This window comes from Catellatospora bangladeshensis (assembly GCF_016862575.1).
Taxonomy (GTDB): domain Bacteria; phylum Actinomycetota; class Actinomycetes; order Mycobacteriales; family Micromonosporaceae; genus Catellatospora; species Catellatospora bangladeshensis.
Genome location: NZ_BONF01000008.1, coordinates 14,797 through 38,099, shown reverse-complemented (window position 1 = coordinate 38,099; position 23,303 = coordinate 14,797). Strand labels below are relative to the sequence as shown.

Genomic DNA, 23,303 nt, shown 5'->3' with positions numbered 1-23,303 from the left:
GGGTGAGCTTTGGGTCACACTCCGCGGAAGCGGTTGATCGCCGTCAGATGCCGGGCCCGCTTCTCCTGATCGCGCACACCGAGGCCCTCCTCGGGCGCCAGGCACAGCACGCCGACCTTGCCCTGGTGCGCGTTGCGGTGCACCTCGTACGCCGCCTGGCCGGTCTGCTCCATCGGGAACGTCTTGGACAGCGTCGGGTGGATCCGTCCAAGGTCGATCAGGCGGTTGGCCTCCCACGCCTCGCGGTAGTTCGCGAAGTGGCTGCCCACGATGCGCTTGAGCGACATCCACAGGTAGCGGTTGTCGTACTGGTGCTCGTAGCCGCTGGTCGAGGCGCAGGTGACGATCGTGCCGCCCTTCTTGGCCACGTACACGCTGGCGCCGAACGTCTCCCGGCCCGGGTGCTCGAACACGATGTCCGGGTCGTCGCCGCCGGTCAGCTCGCGGATGCGCGCGCCGAACCGCTTCCACTCGCCCGGATCCTGAGTGTGCTCATCGGACCAGAACCGGTAGCCCTCCGCCGCGCGGTCGATGACCAGCTCAGCGCCCATGCGCCGGCAGATCTCCGCCTTCTCCGGAGAGGACACCACGCACACCGGGATCGCGCCGCCGTTCAGCGCCATCTGCGTCGCGTACGAGCCCAGACCGCCGCTGGCGCCCCAGATCAGCACCACGTCGCCCTGCTTCATGTTGGCCCCGTGGTGCGAGACGAGCTGCCGGTACGCCGTGGAGTTGACCAGCCCCGGGCTGGCCGCCTCCTCCCAGGTCAGGTGCGCGGGCTTGGGCATCAGCTGGTTGGCCTTGACGATGGCCAGCTCGGCCAGGCCGCCGAAGTTGGTCTCGAAGCCCCAGATGCGCTGCTGCGGGTCCATCATCGTGTCGTCGTGGCCGGTCGCGTCCTCCAGCTCGACGTTGAGGCAGTGCGCCACGACCTGGTCCCCGGCCTGCCATTTCGTCACGCCCGCGCCGGTGCGCAGCACCACGCCCGCCGCGTCCGAACCGACCACGTGGTACGGCAGGTCGTGGCGCTTCGTCAGCGCGGACAACCGTCCGTACTTCTTCAGGAAGCCGAACGTCGGCAGCGGCTCGAAAATGGACGTCCACACGGTGTTGTAGTTGACCGCACTGGCCATGACCGCGATCAGCGCCTCGCCCGGACCCAGCTCCGGGACGGGCACCTCCTGCAGGTGGAGCGCCTTGCGCGGGTCCTTGTCGCGGGTGGCCAGCCCGTCGAACATGGCGGTGTCCTCCTCGCGGACCACCATGCCCCGGTAGGCGGCGGGCACCGGCACGTCGGCCAGGCTCCGCAGGAGCGCGGCGGGATCGGCCGCGCCCTCCGCTTCCATGATCACGTCGAGGATGTCTTGCACGGCGCCACCTCCGTGGTGAGGGAACCGCTACGTCCCGCGCCTTGCCGGCTGCGGGCGGCTGTTCCGGGTCTGCGGGCCATCCTTGGCGGGCCCTCCGATGAGCCGCCATGTGGTCGGGCACACATGTACGGCTCAGCTGGGCCGGACGTTACTGGTCGGTAGCTTTCGCGGGAACCGATGTGTGAAAAAGTCCACGCCGGGCTTAACGATCATTCAGCCGTACAGGCCGCGCGGCCTGCGACGACGGCTCAGTGGCCCGTTCCGGGCTCGACCAGCTCCACCAGGACGCCACCCGCGTCCTTCGGGTGCACGAAGTTGATCCGGGAGTTCGCGGTGCCGCGCTTCGGGGCGTCGTAGAGCAGCCGCACGCCGCGCTCGCGCAGGGCCGCGCAGGTCGCGTCGATGTCGGCGACGGTGTACGCCATCTGCTGCATGCCCGGCCCGGACCGCTCCAGGAACCTCCCGATGGGCGAGTCCGCCCGCAGCGGCGCGAGCAGCTGCACGGCGCCGCCCGCCGGATCCGGCCCGACCTGGAGCATCGCCTCGCGGACGCCCTGCTCCTCGTTGGTCTCGGTGTGCGTGCACGTCATGCCGAACGTACCTTCGTAGAAGGCGATGGCGGCGTCGAGATCCGGCACGGCGATCCCGACGTGGTCGATGCGCAGCAGGCCGACGAAGTGTGACGAAGTGTCCTGTGATGAGGTCGACAGGGATGCTGGTTCGCTCATGCGGTTAGTCTGACCGAACCATCGTTAAGGCGATACGTGAACCAGGCCACTCGGAGGGGTACCACCATGACTTCTGTGATCGTGAGCGGAGCGCGCACCCCGATGGGCCGCCTGCTCGGCAACCTCAAGGACCTGTCCGCGACGCAGCTCGGCACGGTCGCCATCAAGGCCGCCCTGGAGCGCGCCGGGATCGCCCCCGACCAGGTCCAGTACGTGATCATGGGCCAGGTGCTGCAGGCCGGCGGCGGCCAGATCACCGCCCGCCAGGCCGCCGTCGGCGCCGGCGTCCCGATGAGCGTCCCCGCGCTCACCATCAACAAGGTCTGCCTGTCCGGCCTCGACGCGATCGCGCTGGCCGACCAGCTCATCCGCGCCGGCGAGTTCGACATCGTGGTGGCCGGCGGCATGGAGTCCATGACCAACGCCCCGCACCTGCTCGTCGGCCAGCGCACCGGCTACAAGTACGGCGACGTCACGGTCAAGGACCACATGGCGCACGACGGCCTGTCCGACGCCTGGGACGCCTGCTCCATGGGCGAGTCGACCGAGCGCCACAACGGCCGCTACGAGATCACCCGCGAGGAGCAGGACGCCTTCGCCGCCGCGTCGCACCAGCGCGCCGCCGCCGCGATCAAGGACGGCCGCTTCGCCGAGGAGATCGCCCCGGTCACCATCCCGGCCCGCAAGGGCGACCCGATCGTGATCAGCGAGGACGAGGGCGTACGCCCCGACACCACCGCGCAGACGCTCGGCAAGCTGCGCCCGGCGTTCGCCAAGGACGGCACCATCACCGCCGGCTCCTCCTCGCCGATCTCCGACGGCGCCGCCGCGGTCGTCGTCATGAGCAAGGCCAAGGCGCAGGAGCTGGGCCTGACCTGGCTCGCCGAGATCGGCGCGCACGGCAATGTGGCCGGCCCGGACAACTCGCTGCACGCCCAGCCGTCCAACGCCATCAAGCAGGCGCTGGCCAAGGAGGGCCTGACCGCCGCCGACCTCGACCTGGTCGAGATCAACGAGGCGTTCGCCGCGGTCGGCATCCAGTCCACCCGTGAGCTGGGCATCTCCCCGGAGATCGTGAACGTCAACGGCGGCGCCATCGCGCTCGGCCACCCGATCGGCATGTCCGGCGCGCGCCTGGCGCTGACCCTCGCCCTGGAGCTGAAGCGCCGCGGCGGCGGCACCGGCGCGGCTGCGCTCTGCGGCGGCGGCGGCCAGGGCGACGCCCTGATCCTCAAGGTCCCGGCCTGACCTTGTATATAGGTGCGCCGCCCGGCACTCGTCCGGGCGGCGCGGCCATTCCTTGATCCCTTCGAGCTTCTGCGAAATGGTTGGCCCATGACCGAGCCGAGTGTGTCGTCCCCGTCCCCGGTGCAGGACCTGATCGAGCGGGCCCGCGGCGGTGAGGCCAGGGCGGTGGCGCGGCTGATCACGCTGGTCGAGTCGGGTTCGGCGGCGCTGCCGGAGATCGCGTCGACGCTCGCGCCGAGCGCGGGCGCCGCGATGGTGGTGGGCCTGACCGGCTCGCCCGGCGTGGGCAAGTCGACCACCACGAACGAGCTGGTCCGCGCCTTCCGCGCGGCGGGCCAGCGGGTCGCGGTGCTCGCCGTCGACCCGTCGAGCCCGTACACCGGCGGCGCGATCCTGGGCGACCGGGTGCGCATGCAGGATCACGCGACGGATCCCGGCGTCTACATCCGCTCCATGTCCAGCCGGGGCCACCTCGGCGGGCTCTCGGCGGCCACCCCGGCGGCGGTACGCGTACTGGCCGGGGTCGGGTTCGACGTGGTGCTCGTGGAGACCGTCGGCGTGGGGCAGGCCGAGGTCGAGATCGCCTCGCTGGCCGACACGACGCTGGTGCTGCTCGCGCCCGGCATGGGTGACGCGATCCAGGCCGTCAAGGCCGGCATCCTGGAGATCGCCGACATCTTCGTCATCAACAAGGCCGACCGGGACGGCGTCGAGGCAACCCACCGCGACATCCAGGGCATGATCGCGCTCGGCGGCGCGGACCGCGGCCCCGGCGACTGGCGCCCCCGCGTGGTCAAGGCCGTCGCCGCGAAGGCCGAGGGCATCGACGGCATCGTCGCCGCGATCGAGGAGCACCGCACCTGGCTGACCGACACCGGTCAGCTCACCGAGCGCCGCCGCCGCCGCGCCGCCGCCGAGATCGAGGCGATCGCCCTGGGCCAGCTGCGCGCCCGCTTCGCCGACCTCCCCGGCGCCGGCCTCGCCGCCCTCGCCGACAAGGTCGTCACCGGCACCCTCGACCCCCACACCGCCGCCACCCAGCTCCTCGACGACCTCGTCTGACCGGGCGCTCCACCCCTGCCGCCGCCAAGATCCCGTCGATCTTGCGCGAAGTGTTGGTGATCCGTCCCTTTGGGGCGTGTGGTCCCCACAGTTCGTGCAAGATCGTCAGCGGGGGGTGAGGGCGGGGAGCGGGCTGGTAACGATAGGTGAAGCGGCTTCACGGGCGGACTGACCAATCGCTAAGGTGTCGGGGCACATAGGGCTCTTACACGTGGAGGCGACGGTGGCCGGTTGGTCCGTCATGCTGCGGGGCATCCGGCACCGCTCCGGCCGGTCGCTGGTGGTGCTGTCGCTCGCGGCGTTCGCCACGGCCGCCGCGGTGCTCGCTCCGGCGTACGGGCGCGCGGCGCAGCAGTCGGTGCTCACCGACGCGCTCAGCGCGGCCCCGGCCACCGCCGCCGCGGTCACCGTCACCGCGGACGGCAGCGCCGACACGGCCGAGGCGGCGCACCAGCCGGTCGGTGACACGCAGGCCGTCGTCGGCGGGGCGCTGGCCCGGTCGCCCCGGCTGTCCGCCGTGCTGGACCGGCCCGTCGGCGCGGTCAGCACCGACACGTCGCTGAACACCACCGGGGGTGCTCGTTTCGCCGCCCGGCTGGCCTGGCACCAGGGCGCCTGCGCGCACCTGCGGATCACCGGCGACTGTGCCATCGACGCCGAGCAGGTGATGCTCTCCGAGCGCGCCGCGGCCGAGGCGGGCGTCGAGGTCGGCGACAAGATCACGGTACGCCCGGCGCAGGGCGCCACCGCGGGCCGCAGCTACGAGGTCGTGGGCCTCTACACCCCGCTCGCGCCGCAGGAGGCGCACTGGGGCAACAACGGCTACTTCGCGCAGGGCCAGTCCGGCGGCGAGGGCGCGGCGCGGCTGGACGCCGTGTTCGCCGGCGCCGAGGACGACGTGCAGCTCGGCGACGCCGTGCCGGTCAGCCTGTCCATCGCGTACCCGCTGCGCCCGGAGCTGGTCCGCCTCGACGACGTGGGCGCGCTGCGCAGCGAGCTGGGCGCGCTCGGGCTGACCCTGAACGCCTCCGAGCTGCAGGTCGAGACGGCGCTGCCGGCCATCGTCGAGGACGCCGCGCGCGACCAGGACGCGCTCGCCCGGACCGTGCCGATCATCGCGGTCCCGCTGGTGCTGCTGGCCTTCGTCGTGCTGCTGATGCTGGTCGCGGCGCTGACCGAGGAGCGCGGCCCGGAGCTGGCGCTGGCCCGGCTGCGCGGCTACGGCAGCGGCGGCACCATCCGCTTCGGGCTCGGCGAGACCCTGTTCCTGATCGTGCTGGGCGCGCCGCTCGGCCTGGCCGCCGGGCTGGGCGCGGTCGAGCTGGCCGCCCGGACCGTGCTCGCCGACGGGGTGCACGTCGAGCCGCGCTGGCCGGTGTTCGCGGCGGCCGTCGGCGGCCTGGTGCTGGCCTGCGCCGCGGCCTGGCTGGCCGCCCGCGCCACGCTCGGCCGCAGTGTGCTGGGCCTGCTGCGGCGGGTCCCGCAGCGCGGCACCTGGCGGGCCGGGGTGCTGGAGGGCGTGGCCGCCGCGCTGGCGATCGCCTCGCTGGCCGCCGCCCTGCGCGACCGCTCCGCTCCGCTGGCCCTGCTCGCCCCGGCCGCGCTGGCGATCGTCGCGGGCGTGCTCGCCGGGCGGCTGCTGAACCTGTGGTCGCGGGCCCGGCTCGGCCTGGCCCGGCGCCGCGGCAGGCTGCCCGCGATGCTGTCCGCCGCGCAGCTGTCCCGCCGCCCCGGCGCGGCCCGCACCGTCGCCGTGCTGACCGCGGCCGTGGCGCTGCTGACCTTCTCCGCCACCGCGTGGGACGTGGCCGCCGACGCCCGCGCGCAGCGCGCCGACGACGCGGTGGGCGCGCCCACGGTGTACGCCGTCTCCGCCGCCCACCCGCAGGCGCTGGTCGACGCGCTGGCCGTGGCCGACCCGACGAACCACTCGATGGCCGTGGTCCGCGCCGACGAGCTCTACAACAACCAGCGCGTCGAGCTGATCGGGGTGCAGTCGGAGCGGCTGCCCGCCGTCGCGATCTGGCGCGGGCACGACGACGCGGCCCTGTCCACGCTGGCCGGCCGCCTGCGCGCGGACGCCGGGCAGCCCGCGGAGGTCACCGGATCGGTGACGGCCCGGGTGTCCGTGGCCGAACTCGGCGAGACCCCCGCCCGGCTGGGCGTGCTGGTGTCCACCCCCGGCGAGCCGCCCCGGGTGGTGTGGTTCGAACGGCTGCGCAAGGGCACCCGGGACTACACCGCCACCGTGACCGGCTGCGCCGACGGCGGCTGCCGCCTGGTCGGCCTGGCCGTGGGACGGGAGGGTGGCCAGAGCGGACCCGTCGAGACCGCGCTGACCCTCCAGGAGCTCCGCTCCGGCGGCCAGCCGCTGGCCCTGCGCTACGGCACCGCGACGGCCTGGAAGTTCCTGGTCGACCGCACCCCGAACGCCACCGTGAAGGTCACCGGCGGCACGCAGCTCGCCGTCAGCGTCAGCTCGGCCGATCAGGGCGACGTGCTCATCTCCTACCAGGACGGGCCACAGGAGCTGCCGGTGGTGCTGGCGGGCGCCGCGCCGAGCAGCGACGACCCCGAGCACTTCGACCTGCCCGGCTTCGCCGAGGCGCCGCAGTCGTTCGCCGTACTGGAGAAGGCGGACCTGCTGCCCCGCGCGGGCGAGCACGGCCTGCTGTTCGACCTTGACCTCGCGGTGCGCGCCGCCTCGGTGACGCAGAGCCTGGCAGACGCGACCGACCTGCGCTACGAGGTGTGGGCCGCCGCCGACGCCCCGGCCGACCTGGCGACCAAGCTCGCCGCGTCGGGCGTACGCGTGCTGCGGACCGAGACCGTGCCGGACGAGCTGGACCGGCTCGGCCGCCGCGCACCCGCCCTCGGCCTGCGCCTCTACCTGCTGGCCGGCATCGCCGCGGCGCTGCTCGCGCTGGGCGTGCTGGCGCTCAGCACCCGCCTGGGCGCCGGCGAGCGCCGCGCCGAGCTGGCCGCGCTGCGGGTCACCGGCGTACGCCCCGGCGTGCTGCGCCGCGGCCTGCGCCGCGAACGGCTCGCCCTGCTCGGCCTGCCGATCCTGGTCGGCCTGCTGGTCGGCGTCGGCGCGGCCGCGCTGATGCTGCCCGGCATCCCGCTGGTCACCGTCGGCACGGCGGGCGCGCCCGGCCTGGCCGGGGACGTGCTCGGCGCGCTGGTGCCGAGCCTGGCCCCGGACGCGCTGCCGCTGGCCGTCGTGGGCGCGCTGCTGGTGCTGCTGCTGGCGGTGCTGCGCGGCGGGCGCATGGTCAAGCGGGCCACCCCCGAACTCATCCGAGGAGGCAACCGGTGAACGGCTCGGTGACCTGTCGCGGCCTGGTCTACATCTACCGGCTGGAGGGGTACGACGTGGTCGCCCTCGGCGGGGTGGACCTGGACATCGCACCCGGCGAGTCGGTGGCGCTGCTGGGGCCGTCCGGCTCCGGCAAGTCGACGCTGCTCTCGCTGCTCGCGGGCCTGATCCGCCCGGCCGCCGGGCGGGCCACCGTCGGCGACACCGACCTGGCCAAGGCCACCGAGGCCGAGCTGGCCAGGATGCGGGCCACCGAGGTCGGCGTGGTGCTGCAGGGCGCCGAGCGCAACCTGCTGCCGTACCTGACCGCCGAGCAGAACGTGCGCTTCGCCCAGCGCGCCGCCCGCAACCACGGCGTCACCGGTCTGCCCGCCCCGCGCGACGTGCTCGCCCTGGTCGGCCTGCTCGGCGTACGCGGCCGGCTGCGTCAGCGCCCGCACGAGCTGACCCCCGGCGAGCGGCAGCGCCTCGCGCTGGCCGTGGCGCTGGCGCACAAGCCCGGCCTGCTGCTGGCCGACGAGCCCACCAGCCAGCTCGACTCGGTGGCCCGGGACGAGGTCATCGCGTCGCTGGAGTCGGTGCGCCGGTCCGGCACCACCGTCGTGGTGGTCACCCACGACCCGCAGGTCGGCGCCGGGATGGGCCGCCAGGTCACCATCCGCGACGGCCGCGTCGGCGGCGAGGGCAGCCTCGGCGAGGAGTTCGCCGTGGTCGGCCGGGACGGCTCGGTGCACCTGCCGCCGGAGGTACTGGCGCTGCTGCCGCCCGGCACCCGGGTCCGGGTGCACCCGCGCCCGGACGGCACCGTGCTGCTCGCGGCCGCACAGGCCGGGGCGCCGCTGTCCGCCGACGAGTTCGAGCCGGGCGACGACGCGCCCGTGTACGCCCGGCACGCCGCGCCGGTCCCCGACTACTCCCGTGAGGTGGCCTGATGAGCCGGACGCTGCTCGCCGAGCGGATCACCATGGCGTACACCAAGGACCGGGCGGTGCTGCGCGACGTGTCGATCGCCGCGCAGCCGGGCCGCATCCTGGCCGTCACCGGCGCGTCCGGCGCGGGCAAGACCACCCTGCTGTGGGCGCTGGCCGGGTTGCTGCGCCCGGCCGAGGGCCAGGTCACCCTCGACGGCGCTCCGCTGCGCGACCGTGACCAGGCGGTGACTCAGGGCATCGTGCTGATCCCGCAGCACAACGGCCTCGCCCCGACCCTCACCGCGTCGGAGAACATCCTGGTGGCGCTGGTGTCGGCGGGTATGCGCGCGGCCGACGCCCGCCGCCTCACCGCCGACGCGCTGGCCCAGGTGGGCCTGGCCAACCAGGCCGAGCAGCTGGTCGAGGAGCTGTCCGGCGGGCAGCAGCAGCGTACGGCGATCGCCCGCGGCCTGGCCCTGCGCGGCAGCGTGCTGCTGGCCGACGAGGTGACCAGCGAGCTGGACGCCGCCAACCGCCAGACGGTGCTGTCGCTGCTGCGCGCGGAGGCGGATCGGGGCGCGGCGGTCGTCTTCGCCACCCACGACCCGCAGGCCGCCGCCGCCTGCGACGCCGAACTCCACCTCGTCGACGGCCACGCCACCGCCCCCGTCCGCTGAGGACGCGGCACCCTTCACCCGCTTGCCCTGCGCAGGTAGCTTCGCTCTCATGAGTCGCGCCGCCGTGCTTCGGGAGAAGGCGTCCTTCGGGTTCTGGTGGCTGTGCATCGCCGCCGTCGCGCTGGGCTGGATGTGGCTCGGCGCCCTGCTCGTGCGGGAGCTCGGCGCGGACTCCGTGGCGCGTACGGGCTGGGTCGGCGTGCCCGGCACCGTCGTCGTCTCCCACTGCGCCTCGGAGATCATCGACCAGGAGACCGCGACGGAGTGGACGGACTGCGACGGATGGTTCACCCCCGCAGACGGCTCGGCGCCCGCCCGCACCGTCGGCATGTCGAACGCGGGCGGGACGATCGCCCCGGGCACCTCCGTCGACGTGCGGCTGGTCGGTGACCTGGCGTACCAGCAGTCGTGGTTCCGCGCGGGCATGGGCGCGGCCGGGGCGCTGCTGTTCGGCGCCCTAGGCGGCATCCCGCTCGCAGCGGTGGTGGTAAGCCTCTACAGCACGACCCCTCTCGCCGACCGCTCGCCACTACCTCCCGGCGTCGCGGTCGCCGCCTTCGTGACGATCGCCGTCACCGGCGAGTTCCTCCTCACCCTCCTACTAGACCACTGGCACCTACTCTGACCCACCGCCTACACCCCCGCACCACAGCCCCGCTGGACCGGCTGAACCGCTGAACCGCTGAACCGCTGAACCGCGTCGATCATGAACTTATGGGCGGGTTCGGCGGCGTGTCGCTGCCCTAACTTCATGATCGATGGTGGACAGCGGCGGCGTGACCGGTGGGACGGGGTCTGTCGTCGAGGGCTTCGGCGGTGAACGTTTCCTGGCCTGAGAGAGCGCTCTCCATCTATGGCCGGACGTCGGGGCCACTGCGCCGATCTGTTAAGAAGGTGACCGGTAACATTGCTGGTCGTCTACCCATTGACAGTCGGGGCGTAACGCAATAGAAATCGTGAGAGCGCTCTCACGCGGCGAACCGCCCGGTTGCCGCGTACCGCGATTCGTTGATGGAGGTTCCCTGTGACCCCCGCACCCCCCACCCGGCACCGCCGCCGGAACCTGCTCGTCGCCGGTGCCGTGGCGCTCACCATGGCCGGCACCACCGCACTGACCGTCGACGCCAACGCCGCCCTGCCCGGCACGCCCTCGGGCTGGACTCTGCAGTGGAGCGACGACTTCACCGGCTCGGCCAACAGCCTGCCGTCGTCCAACAACTGGATCTTCACGACGGGTACGCAGTACCCCAACGGCCCGGCCAACTTCGGCACCGGCGAGATCCAGACCTACACCACCAGCACCCAGAACATCAGCCTCGACGGCTCGGGCAACCTGCGCATCACGCCGATCCGCAGCAGCTCCGGCCAGTGGACGTCGGCCCGCATCGAGACCAAGCGGACCAACTTCAAGCCGCCGTCGGGCGGGGTGCTGCGCATCGAGGGCCGCATCGCCATGCCGAACGTCACCGGCAGCTCGGCCATGGGCTACTGGCCCGCGTTCTGGGCCCTGGGCTCGCCCTACCGGGGCAACTACTGGAACTGGCCCGGCATCGGCGAGCTGGACATCATGGAGAACGTCAACGGGATGAACCAGGTCTGGGGCACGCTGCACTGCGGCGTCAACCCCGGCGGTCCCTGCAACGAGACCCAGGGCCTCGGCGCGACCCGGGCCTGCCCGAACAGCAACTGCCAGGGCAACTTCCACACCTACGCCATCGAGTGGGACACCAGCGTGAGCCCGCAGGTGCTGCGCTGGTACGTCGACGGCGTGCAGTTCTTCACCGTGACGCAGAACCAGGTCGGCTCGTACTGGTCGGACATGACCAGCCACGAGGGCTACTTCATCCTGCTCAACGTGGCGATGGGCGGCGCGTTCCCGAACGGCGTGGCCGGCTACTCGACGCCGACCAGCGGCACGAAGTCCGGGGTGCCTATGCTGGTCGACTACGTGGCCGTGTACACCAAGGGCGGCGGCGGCACCACGCCGACGGCCGCGCCGAGCTCGCCCGCGCCGACGTCGAGCAGCGGGACGCGCAGCGCGTACAGCACGATCCAGGCGGAGTCGTACAACGCGCAGTCGGGGATCGTGCCCGGCAGCGACCAGATCGGCTACATCGCCAACGGGGACTGGGCCCGCTACGACAACGTCGACTTCGGCACCACGTCGCCGCGGGACTTCCTGGCCCGGGTGTCGTCCGGCGCGGCGGGCGGCGTGAGCGGCACCGTCTCGGTCCGGCTCGACAGCCCCAGCAACGCGCCGATCGGCAGCTTCTCCATCGCCAACACCGGCGGCTGGAGCAGCTTCCGCGAGGTGCCCGGCAACGTCACCGCCGTCACCGGCCGCCACACCGTCTACCTCACCTTCTCCAGCGGCCAGCCCGCCGACTTCGTCAACGTCGACTGGCTGGTTTTCCGGCGCTGACCCCGGAAGGGCAAGATCGCGAGTTCGTGTCGAAACCTGTGGTCAGAGCCCACAAATCGACACGAACTCGCGATCATCACCAAGCCGCGTGGCGTCAGCGGGAGTAGACCTCCATCTCCCAGAGGGAGTAGCCGTAGGAGGTCGCGCGCTGCACGCCCTGCATGCGGACGTAGCGGGCGTTGACGGGGGTGAAGGCGTCCACGTCGACGCCGCCGTTGCCCGTGGTGGTGGCGAAGGCGGTGGTCCAGCTGGTGCCGTCGGTGGAGACGTCGATGCGGTACGAGCGCCCGTACGCCGCCTCCCAGCGCAGGATCACCCGGCCCACGGACCTGACGCTGCCCAGGTCCACCTGGAGGTACCGGCTGTCGGCGTAGCTGCTGCTCCACCGCGACTGCGGGTTGCCGTCCACGGCGTTGCCGACGGGGTAGAACAGCTGGCTGCCGTTGGCCGACACCGGCCGCCCCTGCGCCAGGTTGGTGATGTCCTGACCACGCCGGGCCTGGAACGACACCACCTGCTGGTACGTCGGCCGGTTCTGCCAGGCGGTCAGCGGCGCGGTGATGCCGCCGAGGGCGGACTGCAGGATCGCGTCCGCACACCACTGGTCACCTGCGGCGCAGTGGTCGTCGCCGGGGTAGACGGCGCTCGCCGTCTGCCCGTTCGCGGCCCCGAGGGTCGACAGCAGCATGGTCCGGCACGCGCTGAGCACGCCGTTGCCGCAGTACGCGCGGCCGAGGCCGCCCGACACCGGGTCGCCGAGCACGGCCCGGATGTCCTTGTCGACGTACCCCCACCAGCCGTGCTGGAAGGACGAGCCCTTGTGGGCCTGCGCGGAGTTGAGCGAGCCGGGCAGGCTGGAGCCGGGCCCGTTCTGGCCGCCGGACGGGGACTCGTTGATGGACATCGCGTCGACCAGCGCGCCGTACAGGTTGTCGCCGAGCGCGGCCTGGAACTGGCCGCTGACCAGCAGCGGCCACCACGCGTCGAAGATCCGGATCGCGTCGGCGTGGGCGTACACCTTCGAGCCGGGCGAGGTCTCCACGCGCCGCGCCCCGGCCTGCTGCCAGGCCTTGAGCTTGCCGACGGCCGCGGCCAGGGTGGGATCGGTGACGGCCTGGCTCTCGACGACCCGGAGCAGGTCGTCGAGCACCTTCCAGCCGCGCAGGTCGGTGACGCCCGCGTTCTCGACGAGCCTGGTCAGCGACGCCCGGTCGAACTTCTGGCCGCTCGCGAGCGCGGCCTTGAGCGGGGCGTCGAGCAGGTCGCCGCGGTGCACCGAGCCGAAGCTGAAGTCGCCGTCGGCCGCCCCGAAATCCTTGGCCTGCCGGTTGTTCCAGCTGATGTAGTAGTCCTGGTTCACCGACTGCGGGTGGGTGCTGTTCGGCGCGTACACCGCGGTGTTGTTGGCGGGGTTGTAGCCCTGCCACTCGTAGGCGGCGTCGCCGCGTACCGGCAGATTCTGGTTGTGGCCCGCCGCCCGCACGGGATTGTTGCCGGCCATGAAGTAGGCGGTGTCGGTCGAGTTCACGTAGAACCAGTTGAAGGAGTAGCCGACGTTGGCGGCGGCGGCCTTGAAGTCGGCCGGGGTGCCCATCGCGGCGGGATCGTTGAACATCTGGAAGCCGATGGCCGAGTCGGCCTCGTGCCGGTAGGTGGAACGCAGGTGGGTGAAGGCGTGCGGGGCGCCGCCTACCGTCGCGCGCCAGGCGACCAGGCCGAGCTTGGTCCGGTACGTGATCAGCTTGTACGAGCCCGCGGCGGTGCCGTCGGCCGTGGTCGGCGTCCAGGCGTTGGTGTGCGACAGCTCCTCCATCGCCGTGCACACGCCCCGGTAGAGGTACTTGTTGCTGTTCAGGGTGGGGGTGCTGCCGTCGGTGGTGCACAGCGGCAGCGCGAACGTGTCGGTGATGTCGTGCGCGGCCGAGGTGGCGCTCCACGCGTAGTCCTGCCCGCGTCCGAGCAGCACGTAGAGGTTGAGCCCGGCGAACGCGGCGCCGCGGGCGCTGATGCCGGGGCCCTGCAGCTCCTGCACCATGAGCAGTTGCGGGGAGAAGTAGCCGGTCTGCGGCCCGAACACGGCGATCGGGTGCCCGTCGGCCGAGTGCGCCGCCGAGACGACCGCCGCATTCGACATGCCCTTGCCGTTCGGGCCGATGGTGAGGCTGCCCAGCGCGGCGGCGATGTCGGACTTCGCGGTGACCGAGCTGTTCGCCGAGCCGGTCGGGTTGGCCGTGACCGGCTCGACCACGGCCGAGCCCGCGTCCGGCAGTACGACCCCGGCCGCGTCGTCGTCGGCCGCGCCGTACGGGAAGCTGGTGCCGTCGTGCACGGTGAGCACGGCCTCCGGGTCGGTGCGGGAGCGGAACGCGTTCCACACCGCGTCGCCCTCGGTGGCGCCGTAGCGGGCCCGCGCGGCCACCCGGACCAGCGCGGACTCCATCTCCTTGCCGCCGCCCCCGCCGAACAGGCCGCCGACCACGCCCGCGACGGCGATCAGGTCGGTCATGGTGAAGTTCACCGGGCCGCCCTCGTTGGTGATCGCGTCGAGGTGGCCGGTGAGCACGTACTCGCCGGGGCAGTCGCGGTCGGCCATGCACTGGGCGATGTACGCGTTCACGCCCGCGATGTAGTTGCTGACGTCGTCGTAGAGCTGCGCGCCCCGGGCGCCCATCGTGCGCAGTGCGTCGACCTGCGCCTGGAGGTCGGCCTCGGTGTAGGGCGCGTTGCGCCAGACGCTCTGCTCCAGCGAGCGGTTGCCCGCCGCGCCCCCGGCGAACGGGGTGAGCGTGCCCCGGCCCACGTGCCGGAGCAGGTCCATGGTGAACAGGCGGTCCTCGGCGCCGGCGAAGCCGGCCCCGTACATGGTCCCGGCGCGGGTGGTGCCGGTGACGTGCGGCGTGCCGGTCGCCTTGTCGCGCACGATGGTCACGTCGGAGCGGGGGGAGTAGGTGCGCTCGGCCTGCCCGGCGGGCACCCCGAACGAGGCGTCGTTGAAGTACGCCGGGATCTGCTCGTCGGTGAGCCCGGCGTAGTTGTAGACCAGGTTGGCGTACCGGTCGAGCTGGTCGGCCGAGTGCGCGGGCCGGGTGCCGAACGCCTGGTGACCGAGGATGTCGACGAGGGTGGCGTTGCCGTTCTGGCCCGGCGGCAGGATGTCCGAGCACTCCTGGAGGCAGTAGTCGTTCGGGGCGAGCACGGCCGCCGCAGCGGGCACCGCGGGTGGCACGACGAGGGCGAAGGCACCGGCCGTGACCAGTGCGGCGGCTGTGGCGAGGGAGCGTCCGGCCCGTGGATACGGGCCGCTGGCGCGTCGGGACATGGGTGGATCCCTTCGGCGGGGGACGGGGGACGGGTCCGCTGTTCCGCATCGGACGGCCCGGTCCACGCGCTGCCGGACGGGTTGCCCGGCCGGTGCCGGGCGCCGCTGGCCGATCGCTCAGCCTGCCGTCGACGCACTTACATGAAGAGATTTCGTGTACCGGATGGTAACGAGGAATCCACAGGTGTGAAAGAGGTCACTCACTGTTTGTTGACCGGCGGGTAGCCCAGGGCTTAGCGATCGTTCAGGGCTGCGGGCTACGCTGTGCTCGAAATCCTGTGATCCAGGTATCACCACCCGGGAGGAAACGTGGACGCCAACGAGATCGCCGCAGGCCGCGAACGCTGGCAGCAGCGGTACGACAAGGCGCACAAGCGCCACGCGGACTTCACCACGCTCAGCGGCGTCGAGGTCGAGCCGCTCTACGGCCCGCCCGCCGGCGTCGACTACCCGGGCTTCGAGAACATCGGCTGGCCGGGCGAGTTCCCGTTCACCCGCGGCCTCTACCCGACCGGCTACCGGGGCCGGACCTGGACCATCCGCCAGTTCGCCGGGTTCGGCAACGCGGTGCAGACCAACGAGCGCTACAAGCTGATCCTCGGCGCGGGCGGCGGCGGCCTGTCGGTCGCCTTCGACATGCCCACCCTGATGGGCCGCGACTCCGACGACGCCCGCTCGCTGGGCGAGGTCGGCCACTGCGGCGTCGCGATCGACTCGGCCGCCGACATGGACGTGCTGTTCGACGGCATCAAGCTGCAGGACGTCACCACCTCGATGACGATCTCCGGCCCGGCCGTTCCGGTGTTCTGCATGTACCTGGTCGCCGCTGAGCGCCAGGGCGCCGACCTGAGCAAGCTCGACGGCACCCTGCAGACCGACATCTTCAAGGAGTACATCGCGCAGAAGGAGTGGCTGTTCGACCCCGAACCGCACCTGCGCCTCATCGGCGACCTGATGGAGTACTGCGCGCACCACATCCCGAAGTACAAGCCGCTGTCGGTGTCCGGCTACCACATCCGCGAGGCCGGGGCGACCGCCGCGCAGGAGCTGGCGTACACGCTGGCAGACGGCTTCGGCTACGTCGAGCTGGGCCTGTCCCGCGGCCTGGACGTGAACGTGTTCGCGCCCGGCCTGAGCTTCTTCTTCGACGCGCACATCGACTTCTTCGAGGAGATCGCGAAGTTCCGCGCCGCCCGCCGCATCTGGGCCCGCTGGATGCGCGACGTGTATGGCGCCACCAGCGAGAAGGCCCAGTGGCTGCGCTTCCACACGCAGACCGCGGGCGTCTCGCTCACCGCCCAGCAGCCGGTCAACAACGTGGTGCGCACCGCGGTCGAGGCGCTGTCGGCGGTGCTCGGCGGCACCAACTCGCTGCACACCAACGCCCTGGACGAGACCCTCGCCCTGCCCACCGACGAGTCCGCCGAGATCGCGCTGCGTACCCAGCAGGTGCTGATGGAGGAGACCGGTGTGGTCAACGTGGCCGACCCGCTGGGCGGCTCCTGGTACGTCGAGGCGCTGACCGACAAGATCGAGGCGGAGGCCGAGGCGATCTTCCAGCGCATCAAGGAGCGGGGCACCGACGGCACCATCACCAGCGGCATCCTGCGCGGCATCGAGGACGGCTGGTTCACCTCCGCCATCGCCGACTCGGCCTACACCTACCAGCGCGCGCTGGAGGAGGGCGACAAGCGCATCGTCGGCGTCAACTGCCACACCGGCACCATCGCCAAGGACCTGGAGATCATGCGGGTCTCCCACGAGGTGGAGCGCGAGCAGGTCAAGCTCCTCCAGGCCCGCCGCACCGACCGCGACCAGGCCACCGTCGACGCCGCCCTCAAGAAGATGATCGAGGTCGCCCGCACCGGCGCCAACATGGTCCCCGCCATGCTCGACGCCTGCCGCGCCGAAGCCACCCTCGGCGAAATCTGCAACGCCCTCCGCGACGAATGGGGCACCTACCGCGAACCAGCCCGCTTCTAACCCACACCTATGGCGGCGATCTTGCGTGGACTGTGGGGGCGACACGCCCAAAAGGGGCAAAGTCGTAACAGTTCGCGCAAGATCGTCGTGATCAACGGGGCAGGGGGGAGCTTTGCGGGGGGTTCGTCACGGGCGTGGGAGACTGGGTAACCATGAGCGATCTCCGACCCGGACAGTCGATCTTCACGCGTGGCGCCGTGGACCTCGGCGCGCTGGCCGCCCGCAACCAGGCGGCCCAGTCGACTGCCGCGCAGCAGCAGGCCGCGCCCGCGGCGAGCCAGGCCGGCGGCCCCGGTAACGGCGGCGGTTTCCCCGGTGCGCCCGCGGGGGGCGGCGTCGTGGTGGACGTGACCGAGGCCAACGTCCAGGACGAGGTGCTGCAGCGGTCGATGACCACCCCCGTGGTGGTGGCGTTCCTGGCGCCGGGCTACCCCGAGGTGCAGCAGCTGGCCGACGCGCTGGCGCAGTTCAACGCCGCCGACGGCGGCTCCTGGGTGCTCGCCCGGGTGGACGTGCAGGCCGATCCCCGGCTGGCGGCCATGTTCCGGGTGCAGAGCGTGCCCACCGTGTACGCCGTGGTCGGCGGGCAGCCGATCGACGCGTTCGCCGGGCCGGTGCCCGCCGCGCAGCTGCGCCAGTGGCTCGACGCGGTGCTGCGCGCCGGTGGCGTCGAGGTGGCCGTGCCCGAGGACCCGCGCCTGGAGGCGGCCGACGAGGCCCTGATCATGGGTGACCTGGACGAGGCCGAGCGGGCATACCGCAAGATCCTCTCGGACTCGCCGAAGGACGCCGCCGCCGAGGCGGGCCTGGCCCACGTGGTGCTGGCCAAGCGGGTGGCCGGGGTGGACCCGCAGGCCGCGGTCGCCGCGGCCGACGCCGCGCCCGACGATGTCGCCGCCCAGTTGAAGGCGGCCGACATCGAGGTGCTGGCCGGTCAGGCGGAGCAGGCGTATCGGCGGCTGGTGGAACTGGTGCGCCGCGTCTACGGTGACGATCGGGAGGCGGTGCGGCAGCACCTCGTGTCGCTGTTCGCCGTCGCCGGGCCGGACGATCCCGCGGTGGCGACCGCGCGACGCGCCCTGGCCAGTGCATTGTTCTAGCGGAATAGAGGCCCGGGGGAGAGGTGTATGCGCCGCATCGCGGTACTCGACGCGCCGTCGAACCTGGGCCTGCGCCCGCCCACCGAGACCTCCGTGCCCGGCTGCGCCAAGGCGCCCGGCGCGCTGCGGGACAAGGGCCTGCTCACCCGCCTTGAGGCGCGGGACGCTGGCTGCCTGACGCCACCCCGCTACGACCCGGGCGACTGGCGGCCCGGGGACGGCGTCGCGCACGCCGCGCAGATCCACTCGTACAGCGTGCGGCTGGCGGAGCGGATCGGCGCGATCGTGGACGGCGGCGAGTTCCCGCTGGTGCTCGGCGGCGACTGCTCCATCCTGCTGGGCTCGGCGCTGGCCATGCGCCGGCTCGGCGAGGAGGTCGGCGGCCGGATCGGCCTGGTCTTCGTGGACGGGCACTCCGACTTCCGGCACCCGGGCAACGCGCCGTACGTCGGCGCCGCCGCGGGCGAGGACCTCGCCCTGGTCACCGGCCGGGGCCAGACCGAGCTGGCCGGCATCGAGGGCCGCCGCCCCTACTTCCGCGACACCGACGTGGTCGTGCTCGGCATCCGCGAGCACGACGAGTACCGGCTCGACCTCCAGGCCGCCGGGTTCGCGGTCCGCCCCGCCACGGCCGTGCGCGCCGAGGGCGCCCGCCGCACCGCCCAGTGGGCCCGCGAGCGCCTGGCCGACTGCGCCGGCTTCTGGGTGCACGTCGACGTGGACGTCCTCGACCCCGCCGTCATGCCCGCCGTCGACGCCCCCGAGGCGGGCGGCATCGCCCTCACCGAGCTGGAACTCCTTCTGGCAGGCCTGGTCAACACCACCGACTGCCTCGGCATGGAGCTCACCGTCTTCGACCCCGACCACGACCCCGACGGCCGCTACGCCACCGAACTAGTCGCCGCCCTCACCACCGGCCTAACCCCCCTCCTCCCACCCAAACGCACCCCCAAACCCCGCGTCCCCGCCCCCCGCAAGGCCACCCCCACCCCCCGCGCAGTGGCCTAGCCCGCGGCCCGGTGCCCCTGCTGCGTTGATCATGAACTTAGGGGCGTGTTCGACGGCGTGTCGCTGCCCTAACTTCATGATCGACGGGTCTGGGTGCGCCGGTGGGGTGGGTGTGGCAGTGGCGGGGGCAACGAGGGGTGGAGGGGTGCGCGAGCGCTGGTTGGGGCAGCGTTAGGGTTGCGCGCATGCCTGCTGTGCTGTCCACCGTGACGACGATCGTCGCTCTGCTGCTGGCCGCTCTCGCGCTGCTCGCCGCGGCGCGTAACCGGGCGCCGGACCGGGTGCAGTTCGTCGGGACGGTCGTGGTCAGCGTCGCGGCCGTGGTGCTGGTCGGGGCGGCGATCGTGAGCTGGATCGGCGGTCACACGCCGGTGGAGATCACAACCTTTCTCGGGTATGCGCTGACGATGCTGCTGCTGCCCGCGGGCGCGTGGATCGTGGGACGGATGGAGCCGACGCGGTTCGGGAGCCTGATCGTCGGGGTGGCCGCGCTCATCGTGCCGGTGCTGGTGCTGCGGATCGGGCAGGTGTTCGGTGGCTAGGCCGGTCAACACGGGGCTGGGCCGGGTGCTGGTCTTCGTGTACGGGCTGTTCGCGGTCGCGGCGACCTGCCGGGCGGCCGTGCAGATCGTGCTCAAGTTCGGTGAGGCGCCGGTTTCCTACCTGCTCAGCGCGCTGGCGGCGGTGCTCTACATCGTGGCGACCGTCGGGCTGGTGCGCGGTGACGCCGGTGGGCGCCGGCTGGCTCAGGTCTGCTTCACCGTCGAGCTCATCGGGGTGCTCGCGGTCGGCACGCTCAGCGTGCTCCAGCCGCAGGACTTCCCCGACGCCACCGTCTGGTCCGGCTTCGGCGAGGGGTACGGCTACCTGCCGCTCGTGCTGCCCGTGCTGGGCCTGGTCTGGCTGCGCCGCCGGGATCCCGCCACCGCCTGACCGCCCCGGGTGCCCGGCCCACCCGATGAACGGCTGTCCGCCCGCAAGATCGTGTTGATCTTGCGCGAACTGTGATGACTTCGCCCGGAAGGGGCGTGTCGTACCCACAGTTCACGCAAGATCGGCACGGGGCGGGGGGGGTCAGGGGGCGAGGGTGGCCTGGGTCCAGGAGCGCCATTTCTGGTACTTGGGGCCGGGCTTGCCCATGTAGTTCCAGGGGTGGCGGGTGACGAGGGTGTCGCCGATGCGGGTGAAGCAGTACTCCGCCTCGGTGAGGCGGTCGGACATGGACAGTGCCATGGCGAACGTGTTCCAGAGCCGCGGAGTCTCGGGGCCGGGGCGGAAGTCCGGGTGGAGGATCGAGGCGTGGGCGGCCGCGGCGATCTCGTCGCCGATGCCGGGACCCTCCAGGTAGTCGTAGTCGCGATCCCGGTCGAGCCACTCCTCCAGGTAGGCGGCGGCGACCAGGCCGGGCAGGGCGGTGCCGGGGTGGGCGGCGGCCTTCTCCCGGGCGAACGCGAACATCAGCTCCGAGCTGCCGTGCCACTTGCGGCACAGCGCCTGCAGCATCGCCCGGTGGGCGTCGGTGTGGACCGGGTCGACCGCGAGCACGGCCTCGTACCGGCGGGTGAGTTCGTCCAGGCCCTTGGAGCGGGCGTTGGCCAGGGTGAGCAGGCCGGCGAGCGCCTCGACGTTCTTCGGGTCGCGGTCGACGACCTCGTCGAGGCAGTTCTCGGCCAGCGTGAGCCGCTGGCGGGTCACCTTCCAGGCCTCCTCCGAGACCGTGTTCGCGTAGCCGCTGCCCCGCGCCTCCCAGGCCCAGCTGATCGCCTTGAGACCCTTCACCAGCAGCGGCAGGACCGGATCGGGGTCGGTGCGGATCGCGTCGTCGATCCACTCCTGCAGGCCCTGCTTGGAGGAGGCGATACCGACGTAGAACCCGTACGCCGCCGGGTCGGCGTTGTCGATGATCGCGCGGGCGGCCGGCCAGTCGCGCTCGCCGAGCAGCCCGCTCAGCCGCTGCGCTCCGGCGTCGCCGAGGAAGGGGTCGAACACGATCTCAGGCTGGTCGTCTTCGGGCACGGCGACGGTCTTCTTGCGGAACGGCCACATGGCGCCACACCGTATCGGCTCCGCCCGCGCCCCGCTGACCGCCGAAGATCCAATCGATCTTGCACGAACGGTTGACCTTACGCCCGGAATGAGCGTGTCGTACCCACAGTTCGTGCAAGATCGCCGCAGGAGAGGGCGGGGGCGGGGTCAGCGGATTGCGCGGAGGAACTTCTCGGTTACGGGGACTGCGGTTTCGCTGGGCTTGACGCCGTTCTCGACGAAGACGGCGACGGCGATGTCGCCCTGCCAGCCGATGAACCAGGCGTGGGTGTGCGCGGGGTTGTCGTCGTACTCGGCGGTCCCGGTCTTGCCGGAGACGGGGCCGCCGGGGACGTCCTTGAGGGCGGTGGCGGTGCCCACGGTGACGACCTCGCGCATCATGGCGCGCAGTGGGTCGAGGGTGGTCTGCTTCAGGGCGGGGCCGTCGGCGGCGGGCTTGGCGGGGGCGGGGTCGAGCAGCAGCACGGGCTGCTTCCACTGGCCGCGGGCGACGGCGGCGGCGACGCCGGCCATGGCGACGGGGCTGACGATGGTCTGGCCCTGGCCGAAGACGGCCGCGGCCAGCTCGGTGGGGCTGCCGCCCGCCGACACCCGGCCGCTGAAGGCGGGGTAGCCGAGGTCCCAGGCCTGGCCGAGGCCCAGCGCGCTGCCCGCGGCGGCCAGCCCCTCGGGGCCGAGCTGCGGGGCCAGCGAGGCGAACGCGGTGTTGCACGACTTGGCGAAGTCGGTGTGGAACGGGACGCTGCCCAGCTCCATGAAGTTCGAGTTCTTGAACTGGCGGCCGTCCACGGTGAAGAACTTCGGGCACGGCACGACCTGGTTGGCGGTCACCTTGCCCGCGTCGAGCAGCCCGTACGCCGAGACGGTCTTGAACGTGGAGCCCGGCGGGACCTGCGCGGTGAAGGCCAGGTTGTCGTCGCCGCTGTTGGCGACGGCGAGCAGCGCGCCGTCGCTGATCCGGATGGCGACCATGGCGCTGCGCTGCTTGACCGAGCCGAGCGCCTTCTCCGCGGCGAGCTGCACGGCCGGGTCAAGCGTGGTCTTGAGCGCCTCGCCGGCCTTGGCCTCGATGGTGTAGAGCGGGGTGTCCTGGCGCGTGCCGTCGGACGCCTTACGGGTCGACACGACGCTGAGCCCCGGAGCGCCGCGCAGCCGGTCGTCGTAGGCGCGCTGGAGGCCGCCGAGACCGGCCTGGTCGCCGACGGCGTACGCGCCGGGCTTGCTGTCCATGATCTCCTTGGTGACCGGGCCGACCGTGCCCAGCACCGCGCGGGCGAAGGTGCGGCTCGGCGCGAGCAGCCACTGCTCGTCGCGGGTCACCGTGCCGGGCAGGGCCCTGAAATCGGCCTCGATCGGCGAGAACGCCTCCTGGCGCAGCGTGATGATCTCGACGAAGGCTTCCGGCTTGGCGGCCTTGACCCGGGCCGCGAGGTCGCTCGTGCCAGCATCGATCTTGGCGGTCTTGAAGAGCGCGGCCAGGTCCGCGACCAGCTTGTCCAGGTCGGTGACGTCGCGGGGCTGCACGCCGATGACGGTCACCGGCCGCGGCTTGACGATCTCGTCGCCCTTGCCGTCTAGCACCCCGGCTCGGCTCGCCGACTTCCGGCGGACCTCCAGCTCGTCGCCCTTGGTCAGCTTCGGGTGCACCACGGCCGGCTCCCAGATGACCTGCCAGCCGTCCTTGCCCTTGGTCATCCGGACGCTGGTCGTGTAGTTCCAGGTGACCTTGTCGGTGACCGGCTGCGACACGGCGACGTCGGCGAAGGCCAGGGCGTCCTCCACCCGCGGGGTCTGCTTGGCCAGCGCCGGGGGCTTGTCCTTGAACTGGCCCTCCAGCGCCTTCAGCTCGGTGGCCACGGCGGCGGCGTCGACCCGCTCGCCGGAGGCGCGTACGAAGCTCACGTTCGCGAAGGAGCCCGACTTCCAGCCGGCCAGGAAGGCGTCGAGCATCGGCTCTGGGCCGTCGTCCTTCGAACAGGCGGCAAGTGCCGGGAACAGCAACGAGGCTGCCACCAGGGAGAGGACAATCTTGGGACGGCGTACGTTCGCGCGCAGAGCCATGCGGGCATTGTGCCGTAAGGAGCCCTGCCCGTGGGAACCCGTGCTGTCC

Annotated in this window: 16 protein-coding genes and 1 pseudogene; 12 read left to right on the top strand and 5 right to left on the bottom strand. The window is 72.3% G+C overall.

From position 1 onward, the window contains the following. Positions 1-14: 14 nt before the first annotated feature. On the bottom strand, positions 15-1,370 hold the full coding sequence (gene ccrA / locus Cba03nite_RS05300; RefSeq protein WP_239125484.1) for a crotonyl-CoA carboxylase/reductase: 1,356 nt from the start codon (positions 1,368-1,370) through the stop codon (positions 15-17). Positions 1,371-1,618: 248 nt separating this feature from the next. Next, positions 1,619-2,098 carry a methylmalonyl-CoA epimerase gene (mce, locus tag Cba03nite_RS05295; protein WP_203742551.1) on the bottom strand — a complete coding sequence of 160 codons (480 nt, stop codon included), beginning with the start codon at positions 2,096-2,098 and terminating at the stop codon, positions 1,619-1,621. Between the two features lie 66 nt (positions 2,099-2,164). On the opposite strand from mce, the gene Cba03nite_RS05290 reads away from it, so the two are divergent. From Cba03nite_RS05290 to Cba03nite_RS05260, 7 genes are all read left to right on the top strand, one after another. Then, positions 2,165-3,346 carry an acetyl-CoA C-acetyltransferase gene (locus tag Cba03nite_RS05290; RefSeq protein WP_203742549.1) on the top strand — a complete coding sequence of 394 codons (1,182 nt, stop codon included), beginning with the start codon at positions 2,165-2,167 and terminating at the stop codon, positions 3,344-3,346. Positions 3,347-3,433: 87 nt separating this feature from the next. Further along, complete coding sequence (gene meaB, locus Cba03nite_RS05285; protein WP_203742547.1) at positions 3,434-4,408, top strand: methylmalonyl Co-A mutase-associated GTPase MeaB; 975 nt, start codon at positions 3,434-3,436, stop codon at positions 4,406-4,408. 223 nt (positions 4,409-4,631) lie between these two features. Then, entirely contained in the window at positions 4,632-7,727 is a 3,096-nt protein-coding gene (locus tag Cba03nite_RS05280; protein WP_203742545.1) for an FtsX-like permease family protein, read from the top strand. Beyond that, entirely contained in the window at positions 7,724-8,659 is a 936-nt protein-coding gene (locus Cba03nite_RS05275; RefSeq protein ID WP_203742543.1) for an ABC transporter ATP-binding protein, read from the top strand. The genes Cba03nite_RS05280 and Cba03nite_RS05275 overlap by 4 nt, the downstream gene beginning before the upstream one ends. Beyond that, complete coding sequence (locus Cba03nite_RS05270; protein WP_203742541.1) at positions 8,659-9,315, top strand: ABC transporter ATP-binding protein; 657 nt, start codon at positions 8,659-8,661, stop codon at positions 9,313-9,315. Before Cba03nite_RS05275 ends, Cba03nite_RS05270 begins: the two co-directional genes overlap by 1 nt. A 49-nt stretch (positions 9,316-9,364) precedes the next feature. Beyond that, complete coding sequence (locus Cba03nite_RS05265; RefSeq protein ID WP_203742531.1) at positions 9,365-9,940, top strand: hypothetical protein; 576 nt, start codon at positions 9,365-9,367, stop codon at positions 9,938-9,940. A 399-nt stretch (positions 9,941-10,339) separates the two neighbouring features. Beyond that, a complete protein-coding gene (locus Cba03nite_RS05260) occupies positions 10,340-11,737 on the top strand; it encodes a carbohydrate-binding protein (RefSeq protein ID WP_346112120.1) in 1,398 nt (465 codons plus the stop codon). 94 nt (positions 11,738-11,831) lie between these two features. Here Cba03nite_RS05260 and Cba03nite_RS05255 read toward each other — a convergent pair whose 3' ends face one another. After that, a complete protein-coding gene (locus Cba03nite_RS05255) occupies positions 11,832-15,056 on the bottom strand; it encodes a penicillin acylase family protein (protein WP_203742529.1) in 3,225 nt (1,074 codons plus the stop codon). Positions 15,057-15,365: 309 nt separating this feature from the next. Between Cba03nite_RS05255 and icmA the strand changes: the two genes are divergently transcribed. From icmA to Cba03nite_RS05230, 5 genes and pseudogenes are all read left to right on the top strand, one after another. Then, a complete protein-coding gene (icmA, locus tag Cba03nite_RS05250; protein WP_203742520.1) occupies positions 15,366-17,039 on the top strand; it encodes a coenzyme B12-dependent isobutyryl-CoA mutase large subunit in 1,674 nt (557 codons plus the stop codon). Between the two features lie 152 nt (positions 17,040-17,191). Next, positions 17,192-18,139: a tetratricopeptide repeat protein gene (locus Cba03nite_RS05245; RefSeq protein WP_203742518.1), complete on the top strand. Its 948-nt coding sequence runs from the start codon at positions 17,192-17,194 to the stop codon at positions 18,137-18,139. A gap of 27 nt (positions 18,140-18,166) precedes the next feature. Continuing rightward, a pseudogene (locus Cba03nite_RS05240) lies at positions 18,167-19,132 on the top strand (arginase family protein); the annotation flags it as partial. A 200-nt stretch (positions 19,133-19,332) separates the two neighbouring features. Beyond that, positions 19,333-19,689 (top strand): hypothetical protein, encoded by a 357-nt coding sequence (locus Cba03nite_RS05235; protein ID WP_203742514.1) that lies wholly within the window; start codon positions 19,333-19,335, stop codon positions 19,687-19,689. Continuing rightward, entirely contained in the window at positions 19,682-20,080 is a 399-nt protein-coding gene (locus Cba03nite_RS05230; protein WP_203742512.1) for a hypothetical protein, read from the top strand. Before Cba03nite_RS05235 ends, Cba03nite_RS05230 begins: the two co-directional genes overlap by 8 nt. Positions 20,081-20,221: 141 nt before the next feature. Here the strand turns inward: Cba03nite_RS05230 and Cba03nite_RS05225 are convergent, their stop codons facing one another. Further along, positions 20,222-21,193: a hypothetical protein gene (locus tag Cba03nite_RS05225; protein WP_203742510.1), complete on the bottom strand. Its 972-nt coding sequence runs from the start codon at positions 21,191-21,193 to the stop codon at positions 20,222-20,224. A gap of 147 nt (positions 21,194-21,340) precedes the next feature. Then, positions 21,341-23,254: a penicillin-binding transpeptidase domain-containing protein gene (locus Cba03nite_RS05220; RefSeq protein WP_203742508.1), complete on the bottom strand. Its 1,914-nt coding sequence runs from the start codon at positions 23,252-23,254 to the stop codon at positions 21,341-21,343. Positions 23,255-23,303: the final 49 nt, after the last annotated feature.